Genomic DNA, 12,262 nt, shown 5'->3' with positions numbered 1-12,262 from the left:
ATTCTCAAGAGATTTTAACGCCCATGCAAGATTTAACGCTGGTAATGGCCCAACTCGATCCGCTTGTCGGGGATATTCCCGGTAATGCGGCGCGCGCTATTGAAGCCGTGCGCGAAGCGCGCATTGAGCATGGGGCAGATATTGTTATCTTCCCTGAGCTGTTTTTGTCCGGTTACCCACCGGAAGATTTATTGCTGCGCCCCTCTATGGAAGCACGGTTGCGCGAAGCGCGGGCCAAAATGGCAGAAAAGGTCGCCCGCGACGTGTTGGTGATTATTGGTTATCCGGGGACCCGTGAAGGCAAGTGCTATAACATGGCGGGCGTGCTGTATAACGGCCAGTGGGAGGCCGAATACGCCAAGCAAGCGCTACCCAATTACCAGGTTTTCGATGAGCAGCGCTACTTTACCCCAGGCACAGAGCCGTTGGTGTATGAGCATAAGGGGGCCAAGCTCGGGCTTTTAATTTGTGAGGACCTGTGGGAAGGCGCGCCTGCACGGGCTGCCACCGCCGCCGGGGCGGAAGTGCTGATTAGCCTGAACGCCTCCCCTTATCATCAGGATAAACCAGACGAACGGCTCCGCTTGCTGGAGCTGCGCGCGCAAGATGTAAGCCGCCCGATTGTGTATGTGAATACCATTGGTGGCCAGGATGAGCTGGTGTTCGACGGCGGTTCCAGCTGTGTGGATGCACAGGGCCAGCTAAAAGTGCTTGCTCCGTATTGGCAGGCAGGCTTAATGCCGGTGCAACTGCTGCAAACCAGCGCCTCTACCTGGGAGCCGCAGTCAGGTGAAATTGAGCCGGATGCTGAGCCAGAAGAGAGCCTGTACTGCGCGCTGGTAACGGGGCTGCGTGATTACGTCAATAAAAGTGGCTTTGAAGGCGTGGTGCTGGGTCTTTCCGGTGGAATCGACTCGGCGCTGTCCTTGGCGATTGCGGTAGACGCACTAGGCCCGCAGCGCGTTCAGGCAGTGATGATGCCGTACCACTACACTGCGGATATCTCCCGGCAGGATGCTGCCCTTCAGGCAGAAATGCTTGGCGTGCATTACGACATTTTGCCTATCGAGTCCATGGTCGATGCCTTTATGGCGACGCTTTCGGAAAGCTTTACGGGCACTGAACGTGATACCACCGAAGAGAACCTTCAGTCGCGCTGTCGGGGCGTACTGCTGATGGCACTTTCCAATAAGAAAGGCCTGATGGTACTGACCACCGGCAACAAAAGTGAAATGGCGGTGGGCTATGCCACGCTGTATGGCGACATGGTGGGTGGCTATAACGCCATCAAGGATGTCTATAAAACCTGGGTATACCGCCTGGCCCGCTGGCGTAATACGCAGTCTCCTGCTATTCCTGAGCGCGTCATTGAGCGTCCGCCCAGCGCAGAGCTTGCGCCTGACCAGCAGGATAGCGATTCGCTACCGGATTACGATGTGTTGGACGCTATCCTCATGTGCTATATCGAAGGTGATATGAGTGCTGAAGCGATCATCGCAGCGGGTTATGACCATGAAGATGTCTATCAAGTGGTCAAGCTGGTAGACCGTTGTGAGTATAAACGTCGCCAGGCCCCGGTGGGCGTGCGCGTTACATCGCGCGGCTTTGGACGTGATCGCCGTTACCCGATTGTTAACGGTTGGCAGCCGGGCGATTAACAGGTATTAGCGTAACGCCAACTAAAAAACCACGCCGAGGCGTGGTTTTTTTGGGAGGGTAAACCGTACTGTCATCAGTCCATTGCGTTCATTTTAGTGCTTGGGTACAAAGCGGTCGCCTTGAAGTTGCTCGTGGTCGGGAGCATTTTCACGCAGTACGATGATGACTTCTTGAGCGCGATCGTTCATGCCCAAACCCTGATAACCCTCGATCATAACGGCCAGTGCGTCGCGGGTGGCACTGGATTCGGGGTAGTTTTCGATCACCCAACGCCCACGCTCGACAGCGGCCAGGTAAGCCCCACGGCGCAGGTAATAGTCAGCAACATGCAGTTCATGCTGGGCCAGCAAGTCGCGCAAATAAATAATGCGCTGCTGCGCATCCGGGGCGTATTCACTTTGCGGGTAGCGCTGGATCAGTTCACGGAAGTCGTTATACGCATCACGCGAGGCGCCTATGTCGCGCTTGGAAATATCAATTAAACGAAGGCGCTCAAGGCTGAAACGACCCGCCTGCCAGGCAGAAAGTCCGCGCAGGTAGTAGGCATAATCAACCTGCGGGTGGTCGGGGTGCAGGCGAATAAACCGACTGGCGGCGGCGCGTGCTTCTTCCCAGTCACCGTTTTCATAGTAGGCGTACACCAGCTCTAATTGCGCCTGTTCAGCATGGGGGCCGAAAGGATAGCGTGTATCCAACGCTTCCAGCCGCTCAATCGCAATGGGGTAGCGGTTGCTATCCAGCGCGGTGCGAGCAAGTTCGTAGAGCTCACGCTCTTGCACTCCGGAAAACTCATCTTCTTCTTCCGGGGTCGTGTCATTACTGGCGCAGCCTGCCAATAAGGCAAGACTTAAAGCAAGGGCACCAAAGCGGTTGGCAGCAGAAAAAACGCGCATCATCATCCTCGTTGCAAACAAGCCTCAATCACCGAAAAGCGACGATGGCCATAAGTAGAAATGGTAGAATAGGTCGCAGTAAGCCCACTATAAATCACCTCGACGCAAAACGCAGGCTTAGTGGCGTTTTGTCGAGTGTTGTCAAAGGAAATAACGTCATGCCCCGGATAGTTGAAGCCATGCAGCGCGTGCCCGCAACACTTGCAGGTGCACGGTTGGATCAAGCAGCGGCGGAGTTATTCAGCGATTACTCACGCGAGCGCCTGAAAGCATGGATCAACGCGGGTGAGCTAACCATCGATGGCGCCCAGGCCAAGCCGAAAGCGAAGCTGCACGGTGATGAAATGCTAGTGTTAAAGGCCACCATTGAAGAAGATCTACGTTTTGAAGCGCAGGACATACCGCTGAGCATTGTCTATGAAGATGATGCCGTGATGGTGATCAACAAACCCACCAATATGGTGGTGCATCCTGCGGCGGGCAATCGTGATGGCACTTTGCTCAACGCGCTGCTTTATCATCACCCGGCACTTGCTGAAGTGCCTCGCGCGGGGATTGTTCACCGCTTGGATAAAGATACCACTGGCTTGATGATGGTGGCTAAAACCATTCAAGCGCAAACGGCCCTGGTTGAGCAACTGCAGGCACGCAGCGTATCACGCCAGTATGACGCGGTGGTGATCGGTAAGCCCGTGGCAGGCAGCACCATTGATGCGCCTATTGGCCGCCATCCTAAAGACCGTAAACGCCAGGCTGTCACCACCGCTGGTAAACCTGCCGTGACCCACTTTCGCGTTGTGGAGCGTTTTCGTGCGCATACGCACGTTCGCTGTAAGCTGGAAACCGGGCGCACGCATCAGATACGCGTGCATATGTCCCATGCCCGTTACCCATTGATTGGCGACCCGCTCTATAGCGGACGTGCCAAGCTGCCACCTGGTGCTGCCGGACCGCTTAAGGAGATCCTGCGTGAGTTCCCGCGCCAGGCGCTGCATGCCCGCGAGCTAAGCTTTGTGCACCCGGTGAGTGGTGAAACACTGACTTTTTACGCCGATTTGCCCGATGATCTACTAATGTTGTTGGACTACCTGCGCGAAGACAGTGAGACCATGCAATGAGTGATGCCATCGATTTACGGCCAACGCTACTAATACCGGATTGGCCTGCGCCTGATAATGTGCAGGCCTTTGTGAGCACCCGGGAAACGGGCCCTAGCCAGGAAGCGTTTGCCGCGTTCAACCCCGCCTCTCACGTCGGTGATAACCCTGAGCATGTGGCGCTTTGCCGCCGCTTGATGCAAAAAGAGATTGGCGATGAGCGCCCGCTGCTATGGCTAAATCAAACGCATGGCGCGCGCGTTCAGCAGGGCTACCAGGCCGACGTGCCAGAGGCCGATGCTGCCGTCGCCACCTCCAATGAATACGCCTGTGTCGTGCTGACCGCAGACTGCCTGCCGGTGATGTTTTGTAATCAAGCCGGGACGCAGGTGGCCGTTGCGCACGCCGGTTGGCGGGGGCTGGCTGGCGGCGTTTTAGAGGCGACGGTGGCCGCCATGAATAGCGAGCCCGAGGATATTCTCGTATGGCTAGGCCCGGCTATTTCCAATGCTCAGTTTGAAGTTGGGCCGGAAGTGTATGGCGCCTTTGTTGCCGTACACCCAGAAACGGCGGAAGCGTTTGACCATAGTCCCTATCGAATGGGGCACTACATGGCCGATTTGTACCGGCTGGCGCGGTTTCGCTTGGAAGCGCTCGGTGTTGAACATATTAGCGGTGGGCACTTCTGTACGGCCTGCGAATCGCGTTTTTACTCTTATCGGCGTGATGGCGGTACGACGGGACGCATGGCCAGTGTGATCTGGGTCAAAAAATAACCAGGTTGGCATTATCTCCTCTTGAAAACGGCGGAACTAGCACCATTTAACTTACAAAGCTAATATTTATTAGGAAAGTGGACAGCAGTTTTTTCCGAAACGCCGTGCGTTCGGGCGCAGGGCTAATCCAAGAGGCTCACTATGCGTTTTGATAAGTTTACTGCCAAGCTTCAGGCCGCTATTGCTGAAGCGCAATCCTTGGCCGTTGGCCGCGGTCATAACCAGTTAGACCCTTCTCATCTTCTTCTTGCGCTACTGGATACCAAGGATACGGGTATTAAAGCCCTGATCGAAAAATCCGGAGGCTCAAGCTCGCGTCTGCGTGATGGGTTAGTGCAGCAGCTTGATAACTTACCTAAAGTAAGCCAGTTCGATGGCGAAGTGCAGCCATCACGGGATTTCATTAAATTATTCAACCTGACCGACCGTGAAGCACAAGCGCGTGGCGACCAATTCATTGCCAGCGAACTCGTGCTGCTGGCGGCGCTGGAAATGAATGGCCCGCTTGCCAAGTTAATGAAAGAGGCGGGCGTTAACCGGAAGTCCCTTGAGGCGGCGATTAATAGCCTGCGCGGTGGGGCAAGTGTTGATGATCCTAACGCTGAAGATCAGCGGGAATCGCTCAACAAGTACACCCTTGACCTTACTCAGCGCGCGCTGGATGGCAAGCTTGACCCGGTAATTGGCCGTGATGATGAAATCCGCCGCACCATTCAGGTATTGCAGCGCCGTACCAAAAATAACCCGGTTTTGATTGGCGAGCCTGGCGTCGGTAAAACGGCGATTGTTGAAGGGTTGGCGCAGCGTATCGTTAATGGTGAAGTGCCGGAAGGCTTAAAAGATAAACGCGTGCTGTCGCTGGATATGGGCTCGCTGTTAGCAGGTGCCAAATTCCGTGGTGAGTTTGAAGAGCGCTTAAAGTCGGTGCTCAAAGAGCTTGCCCAGGAAGAGGGGCGGGTCATTCTGTTTATCGATGAGCTGCACACCATGGTCGGCGCCGGTAAGGCGGAAGGCGCGATGGACGCGGGCAATATGCTCAAACCTGCGCTTGCACGGGGTGAGCTGCACTGCGTGGGCGCGACCACGCTGGATGAGTATCGTAAATATATTGAAAAGGACGCGGCACTTGAGCGTCGGTTCCAGAAAGTGTTGGTCGATGAGCCGACGGAAGAAGATACCGTGGCCATTCTGCGCGGCTTGAAAGAGCGTTATGAAGTGCACCACGGCGTGGATATTACCGACTCGGCAATTATTGCCGCGGCGAAGCTGTCCACTCGCTATATCACTGATCGGCAGTTGCCCGATAAAGCGATAGATCTGATTGATGAAGCGGCTTCGCGGATTCGTATGGAGCTTGATTCCAAGCCCGAAGCAATGGACCGCCTGGACCGGCGTTTAATCCAGCTCAAGATGGAGCGGGAAGCGCTTAAAAAAGAGACCGACGAGGCGACTAAAAAACGCCTTGAAGCGCTTAACAACCAGATTCATGAGTTTGAGCGCGAGTATGCCGACCTGGATGAAGTCTGGAAGGCAGAAAAAGCCAGTATCCAAGGCTCGGCTCAGTTCAAGGCAGAGCTGGAGCAGGCACGCCTTGACCTGGAACAGGCACGACGGCAGGGCGATTTAGGGCGCATGTCGGAAATTCAGTACGGGCAAATCCCTGAGCTGGAAAAGAAAATTGCCGAAAGCGGTGAAAGTGAAGCCGATATTACCAAGCACCAACTGCTGCGCTCCAACGTGACGGAAGAGGAAATAGCAGAGGTGGTATCGCGCTGGACCGGCATTCCAGTGTCCAAAATGCTGGAAGGCGAGCGCGATAAATTGCTGCGGATGGAAGATGCTCTGCATGAGCGTGTCATAGGCCAGGATGAAGCAGTTGAAGCTGTTGCCAACGCCGTGCGGCGCTCACGTGCGGGGTTGTCCGACCCTAACCGGCCGAACGGTTCGTTCCTGTTCCTTGGGCCTACCGGGGTGGGTAAAACCGAGCTTTGCAAGTCATTGGCCAACTTCCTGTTCGACACCGAAGAGGCCATGGTGCGTATCGATATGTCGGAATTCATGGAGAAGCACTCTGTGGCGCGGTTGATTGGTGCGCCTCCCGGCTATGTAGGTTACGAAGAGGGCGGCTATTTAACCGAGGCGGTGCGCCGTAAACCTTACTCCGTGCTGTTGCTGGATGAGGTGGAAAAGGCCCACCCGGATGTTTTCAATATTCTGCTGCAGGTATTGGAAGATGGCCGGTTAACGGATGGCCAGGGCCGCACGGTGGACTTTCGCAATACCGTGATCGTGATGACCTCCAACATGGGCTCAGACATTATTCAGCGCATGGGCGGTGACGTCAGCGCTGATAAAGAAAGCGCCTATGAGGACATGAAAAACAAGGTCATGGAGGTGGTGGGTAATCACTTCCGCCCTGAGTTGATCAACCGGATTGATGAAGTGGTCGTCTTCCACGCCTTGGGTCAGGAGCAAATTCAGGCAATTGCAGGCATTCAACTGGAGCGCTTGAGAGCCCGCTTGGCTGAGCACGATTTAGGCCTTGAGGTGAGCGATGACGCCATGGCGCAACTAGCGGTTGTTGGGTTTGACCCTGTCTATGGCGCGCGGCCACTCAAGCGTGCTATTCAGAGCCGGATCGAGAATCCGCTGGCGCAAGACTTGCTGGCAGGCAAGTTTTCACCCGGCGATGTCATTCGGGTGAGTGCCTCGGACGGTAAGCTTGCGTTTAATAGCTAACCGCTCACTGATAATCAGACGTTACTGGTTATAACCATATGCCCCGCTCGGCCTTGCCGGCGGGGCTTTTTTTGTCTCAAATCGCTCCTTTGCACATTCATCGGGCATTGATGGTTGACATGCCAAGAGCCTAATGGAATCTTATCTGTTCCTGATTTGCGGGCGCGGACCTACGGGTAACCCCTTTTCACCGCGCGAAGGGTAGGCGTAAGCCTTTACCCGCCGAAGGACTTCCGGGTTTGAGCTAACCGCTCAGCCTGGCCAACGCCCCGACACGGCAATCAGCCGTGAAAGAGAGCCACTGATATATGTCGTCATGGATCAGTGCCTCTCAGAGAGTGCAGGCCCTAACCGGGCCGTATGCCAGGGTTTGGCATCAGGTGCCGGCATGGGCCGGCAGCGGCATACCGCCGCACTCGACACCGCAGGATGTCCTGCGGATCGCACTCGAGACCTCCAGGGGAGAAATACAGTGGAACTGCTTTCCGGCGCAGATATGATCGCCCGCTTCTTGAAAGATGAGGGCGTTGAGTACATTTATGGTTATCCCGGCGGCGCGGCGCTGCATATTTATGATGCGCTGTTCCGCCAGGACGATGTGAAGCACATTCTTGTGCGTCACGAACAAGCGGCCACGCATGCCGCCGACGGTTACGCCCGCGCCTCGGGTAAGCCAGGTGTGGTGCTGGTCACATCAGGGCCTGGTGCAACCAATGCCGTCACCGGTATTGCGACTGCCTATATGGATTCCATTCCGATGGTGGTGCTGTGCGGCCAAGTGGCTAGCCATCTGATTGGTGAAGACGCCTTCCAGGAAACCGATATCGTGGGTGTCACCCGGCCTATCGTGAAGCACAGCTTTTCGATTCGTCATCCGTCTGAAATTCCGGAAGTGCTTAAAAAAGCCTTTTATCTGGCTTCTACCGGGCGCCCCGGTCCTGTGGTGGTCGATATTCCCAAGGATATGACCGCGCCGACCGAGCGCTATGAGTACATCTACCCGAAAAAGGTCAAGCTGCGCTCGTATAACCCGGTGACACGTGGCCATACAGGGCAGATTAAAAAAGCCATCGAGCTAATGCTCAAAGCCAAGCGCCCGGTGTTTTATACCGGTGGTGGTGTGGTGACCGGTAAGGCCAGTGAAGGCTTAACCGATCTGGTCAAAAAGCTGGGTTTCCCGATTACCACCACGCTGATGGGCATTGGTGCATATCCGCAAAGCGATCGTCAAAGCCTTGGCTGGCTGGGCATGCACGGCTCGTATGAGTCCAACATGGCCATGCACCACGCTGATTTGATTATCGCTATTGGCGCACGCTTTGATGACCGGGTTACCAACAACACGTCGAAGTTCTGCCCCACGGCGAAAATTATTCACGTCGATGTTGATCCCAGCTCTATCTCTAAAACCGTGCGTGCTGATGTGCCTATCGTAGGGCCTGCCGCTAGCGTTATTAATGAGATGATTAGCCTGGTTCAGGGCCATCCCATTGCGCATCCTGAAGCACTTGCTGAATGGTGGGAAAAGATCGACGGCTGGCGTGCCGAGCGTAAAGGCAAGCTTTACGAACCGTCCAAGTCAGGTGAAGCGTTAAAGTCGCAGGAAGTTGTTGAAGCGCTGTGCCGGATAACGCGCGGTGAAGCATTTGTCACGACCGACGTAGGTCAGCACCAGATGTTTGCGGCTCAGTACTACAAGTTTGATAAGCCCAACCGGCTGATTACCTCAGGCGGTCTTGGCACCATGGGCTTTGGCTTTCCGGCCGCCATGGGGATCAAGCAGAACTACCCGGACGACGACGTCGTGTGTGTCACCGGGGAAGGCAGCTTCCAGATGATGATGCAGGAACTCTCCACCTGTAAGCAGTACGGCGTAGGGGTCAAAATTCTCAATCTGAACAATGCCTCGCTAGGCATGGTGCGTCAGTGGCAGGACCTGAACTACAAGTCACGTCATGCGCACTCTTATATGGAATCACTGCCTGATTTCCATCTGTTGATTGAGGCTTATGGATTTACCGCGATTACCGTCACTACTCAGGATGAGCTTGAGCCGGCGCTTGAGCGTGCATTTGCCGACAAGCACGAACTGGTGTTCCTTGACGTGAAGGTGGATCCTTTCGAGCACGTCTACCCGATGCAGGTGCCGTTAGGCTCCATGCGCGACATGCTGCTGTCTAAAACGGAGCGTACCTGATGCGACATATCATCTCGATTCTGTTGGAAAACGAACCGGGTGCGCTGTCACGTGTGGTCGGCCTGTTTTCCCAGCGTAACTTCAACATTGAAACGCTTAACGTAGCGCCTACGGAAGATGCGTCGCTTTCGCGGTTGACGGTGACCACGGTTGGCGATGATCGTGTCATTGAGCAGATCACCAAGCACCTCAACAAGCTGATTGATGTGGTGAAGCTGGTTGACTTGACCGAAGGCAACCATATCGAGCGTGAGCTGATGATGGTGAAGGTAAAGGCATTGGGGGCTGCCCGCGATGAAGTGAAGCGTACCGTGGATATTTTTCGGGCGCAGATCGTCGATGTCACACCTAATCTATATACCGTGCAGATTACCGGTGATGCCGCCAAGTTGGACGCTTTTCTGCAGGCCATGGCGCCAGTAGGGATTCTTGAAGTAGCACGTACAGGCGTTTCTGGTATTGCGCGTGGTGACAAGGTGCTATCGATTTAAGTACGTGATCACTGCACGTTTAGCCAAGCTGTATTGCTCGACCCAAAAGCACCGTCTCGCCGAGGCGGTGCTTTTTATAATCGATTAGCGTTCGCTAATCGCAGACCAAAGCGCCTCAATAAGCGGATTTTTTAAACGCCGATTTAGGACGCAAAGGCCCACGTCATAGTGGGGCAGCTCTGGTTTTACGTTTAACATGCGAACGCGGTTGGCAAGCGGGCTGTTATCCAACACGATTTTGGGAACCACGCCTACGCCAAAGCCCAGCCCCACCATACTAACAATCGCTTCGTGCCCGGCCACCTGAGCGTAAATTCGTGGCGTGATACCCATCGCTTTAAACCAGGTGTTGGCGTACTCCCGCGATAAGCCTGCTTCAGAAAGAATCATGGGCACTTGCTGCCACTGTGCTGCCGTGGAGCTTTCAGGGAAGCTGGGTAGCCAATCACACGGTTCGTTAGGCGCGATAAATACCAGTGGTGAACGTGTTAATGACTTAAACGCCAGCGCATTAGGGGGAATGCGGGGGCGCGGCGTAATCGCCATATCATCGTCACCCTCCATTACTCTTTTCATGGCATCCGCCGGATCACCGGTATGCAGCTTTAACTCAATGCCGGGATGACGTGTTCGTACATCGCTTAATAGCTCATACAGAAAGCTGTAACTGGCAGTTACTGAGCAGTAGATGCTGATCTCACCGCTCAGCATGGTCGCTTCATTGGCCAGGCGACGCTTGGTCATTTCCCACTGTTCTAACGTTTCGCGTGCGTAGTGCTGAAAACTGAGCCCTTGGGGAGTCAGTGCGACATGGCGGTTGTCACGCTCGAACAGCCGAGTGGCCAACTCCTCCTCCAACTGCTGAATAGAGCGGCTAAGCGTCGAGGGGCTTATGTGGCTCAACTCGCTGGCGCGGCCAAAATGGAGCGTGTCAGAAAGCGTGACAAAGTGCTTCAGTAAGCGAAAATCCATGCCAGTACCGTCATTTCAATATGTGAAATAGTTTGTTGCAAATACAGCGTTTTACGCAAAGATACGTGTGTCGTAAAGTTGCTTGACGCTTTACCAGCGCTGCACTAGACGGCGCGGTGGCCATCAGCGCTGACACGCTACTATAACAACGTAATGACTTAATAATGGTTTTCTGAAACCTCGCTTACGTGGTTGTCACGATATAAATGGTGACCTTTTCCTGGTTTAAGACCAACAGTCACTTCAGATGAAATTGCCAGATAAGCCCTAAACTGCATGATGCTCTGGATCACGGTCAGTTGGTTGGCAAATCCAGGGCTAGTGTTTTCAAGCAGTAGGTGCTTATTAACTTGGTGACGGGGTGCGCTTTGGCGCACCCCGTTTGTTTTATGGGGCTAGCCGTGATGCATTTTTGTCTACGTGCGGTAATTGACTGGCTGACCAAAGCTCACCGTGTAGAATGAAAGTGTTCACTATTTGTGGCTTTTTATTAAACGGATGACACCTATGATTCAGGACGCTCGCGATCAAGAGCAGGCCAGTACACCCCAGCCCGAAAACCACGACCAGGCTCAAAAGGTCGACAATGAGGATTTAGCTGCCGCCTTTCTACGCGACACAGAGATCGTCGAAGATGCGGTAGAGGATGGCAAGAAAGTTCGCCGCAAGGGAATCTATTTACTGCCCAACCTGTTTACTACGTCCGCTCTGTTTTCAGGCTTCTTTGCCGTTGTCGCCGGTATTAACGGTGATTTTACGTCGGCTGCAGTCGCTATTTTCATTGCTATGGTGCTGGATGGGCTGGATGGCCGCGTTGCGCGTATGACCAATACGCAAAGCGAATTTGGGGCTGAGTACGATAGTCTGGCCGATATGATTTCCTTTGGTATGGCGCCTGCGCTTGTCGCGTTCACCTGGATTTTGCAGGATATCGGGAAGACCGGCTGGGTGGTCGCGTTTCTCTATGTCGCCTGCGCGGCACTTCGCTTGGCACGCTTTAATGTCCAAAACGGAAGTGTTGATAAGAAGTGGTTTATCGGCCTTCCTAGTCCATCAGCGGCAGCACTAGTGGCTGCGTGTGTTTGGACCTTCCACAGCTTTGATGCGGATGCGTTTGGCTTCAAGCTGCTGATGTTGGTCGTTGTGGCGGCCGCCGGCATTCTGATGGTCAGCAACATCCGCTATTACAGCTTTAAAGATCTCGACTTTAGAAAGCCCGTACCCTTTGTAGTGTTGCTGGCCGTTGTGTTGGGGTTTGTCATGATTTCGGTCGAACCGTCCGTAATGCTGCTCTTGCTGTTTGGTGCCTATGTGCTCTCAGGCCCGGCGTATGCGCTTATGCGCAAGGCAAAACCCAAAAGCTGAGCTTTTTAACTGAGCTTTTTGAAACTATCTTCAAAAAGGCCTTGCCAAACCGGCAGCGAATCCGTAAAGTACC

The 12,262-nt window shown here is 54.3% G+C and carries 9 protein-coding genes; 7 read left to right on the top strand and 2 right to left on the bottom strand.

Annotated features, from left to right (window positions below):
- Positions 1 to 23 precede the first annotated feature (23 nt).
- The gene (locus ACT3TJ_RS12125) at positions 24 to 1,658 is read left to right on the top strand and encodes an NAD+ synthase (protein ID WP_444622205.1); all 1,635 of its coding nucleotides are present in this window, start codon (positions 24 to 26) and stop codon (positions 1,656 to 1,658) included.
- A gap of 93 nt (positions 1,659 to 1,751) precedes the next feature.
- Here the strand turns inward: ACT3TJ_RS12125 and ACT3TJ_RS12120 are convergent, their stop codons facing one another.
- Entirely contained in the window at positions 1,752 to 2,552 is an 801-nt protein-coding gene (locus ACT3TJ_RS12120; RefSeq protein WP_193054710.1) for an outer membrane protein assembly factor BamD, read from the bottom strand.
- Positions 2,553 to 2,710: 158 nt separating this feature from the next.
- On the opposite strand from ACT3TJ_RS12120, the gene rluD reads away from it, so the two are divergent.
- From rluD to ilvN, 5 genes are all read left to right on the top strand, one after another.
- Positions 2,711 to 3,670, top strand: a complete 960-nt coding sequence (gene rluD / locus ACT3TJ_RS12115; protein WP_444622204.1) for a 23S rRNA pseudouridine(1911/1915/1917) synthase RluD — start codon at positions 2,711 to 2,713, stop codon at positions 3,668 to 3,670.
- On the top strand, positions 3,667 to 4,425 hold the full coding sequence (gene pgeF / locus ACT3TJ_RS12110; protein ID WP_444622203.1) for a peptidoglycan editing factor PgeF: 759 nt from the start codon (positions 3,667 to 3,669) through the stop codon (positions 4,423 to 4,425). Before rluD ends, pgeF begins: the two co-directional genes overlap by 4 nt.
- A gap of 141 nt (positions 4,426 to 4,566) precedes the next feature.
- Positions 4,567 to 7,164 carry an ATP-dependent chaperone ClpB gene (clpB, locus tag ACT3TJ_RS12105; protein ID WP_444622202.1) on the top strand — a complete coding sequence of 866 codons (2,598 nt, stop codon included), beginning with the start codon at positions 4,567 to 4,569 and terminating at the stop codon, positions 7,162 to 7,164.
- Positions 7,165 to 7,636: 472 nt separating this feature from the next.
- Positions 7,637 to 9,361, top strand: coding sequence for an acetolactate synthase 3 large subunit (locus tag ACT3TJ_RS12100; protein WP_087107276.1), 1,725 nt, complete (start codon positions 7,637 to 7,639; stop codon positions 9,359 to 9,361).
- On the top strand, positions 9,361 to 9,852 hold the full coding sequence (gene ilvN / locus ACT3TJ_RS12095; RefSeq protein ID WP_172118949.1) for an acetolactate synthase small subunit: 492 nt from the start codon (positions 9,361 to 9,363) through the stop codon (positions 9,850 to 9,852). The genes ACT3TJ_RS12100 and ilvN overlap by 1 nt, the downstream gene beginning before the upstream one ends.
- Before the next feature lie 84 nt (positions 9,853 to 9,936).
- Here ilvN and ilvY read toward each other — a convergent pair whose 3' ends face one another.
- Positions 9,937 to 10,824: an HTH-type transcriptional activator IlvY gene (gene ilvY, locus ACT3TJ_RS12090; RefSeq protein ID WP_444622201.1), complete on the bottom strand. Its 888-nt coding sequence runs from the start codon at positions 10,822 to 10,824 to the stop codon at positions 9,937 to 9,939.
- A 507-nt stretch (positions 10,825 to 11,331) separates the two neighbouring features.
- Between ilvY and pssA the strand changes: the two genes are divergently transcribed.
- Positions 11,332 to 12,189 carry a CDP-diacylglycerol--serine O-phosphatidyltransferase gene (gene pssA / locus ACT3TJ_RS12085; protein WP_193054705.1) on the top strand — a complete coding sequence of 286 codons (858 nt, stop codon included), beginning with the start codon at positions 11,332 to 11,334 and terminating at the stop codon, positions 12,187 to 12,189.
- Positions 12,190 to 12,262 lie beyond the last annotated feature (73 nt).

It is taken from the genome of Halomonas sp. AOP30-A1-24, from assembly GCF_052378165.1.
GTDB classification, from domain to species: Bacteria; Pseudomonadota; Gammaproteobacteria; order Pseudomonadales; family Halomonadaceae; genus Vreelandella; species Vreelandella citrativorans.
This window is presented reverse-complemented; position numbering and strand designations above follow the sequence as displayed.

Excerpts from the sequence above, each read along its gene's own strand:
- clpB (WP_444622202.1), top strand. The coding sequence starts at position 4,567 with ATGCGTTTTGATAAGTTTACTGCCAAGCTTCAGGCCGCTATTGCTGAA.
- ACT3TJ_RS12120 (WP_193054710.1), bottom strand. The coding sequence starts at position 2,552 with ATGCGCGTTTTTTCTGCTGCCAACCGCTTTGGTGCCCTTGCTTTAAGT.
- pssA (WP_193054705.1), top strand. The coding sequence starts at position 11,332 with ATGATTCAGGACGCTCGCGATCAAGAGCAGGCCAGTACACCCCAGCCC.
- ilvN (WP_172118949.1), top strand. The coding sequence starts at position 9,361 with ATGCGACATATCATCTCGATTCTGTTGGAAAACGAACCGGGTGCGCTG.
- pgeF (WP_444622203.1), top strand. The coding sequence starts at position 3,667 with ATGAGTGATGCCATCGATTTACGGCCAACGCTACTAATACCGGATTGG.
- ACT3TJ_RS12125 (WP_444622205.1), top strand. The coding sequence starts at position 24 with ATGCAAGATTTAACGCTGGTAATGGCCCAACTCGATCCGCTTGTCGGG.
- ilvY (WP_444622201.1), bottom strand. The coding sequence starts at position 10,824 with ATGGATTTTCGCTTACTGAAGCACTTTGTCACGCTTTCTGACACGCTC.
- rluD (WP_444622204.1), top strand. The coding sequence starts at position 2,711 with ATGCCCCGGATAGTTGAAGCCATGCAGCGCGTGCCCGCAACACTTGCA.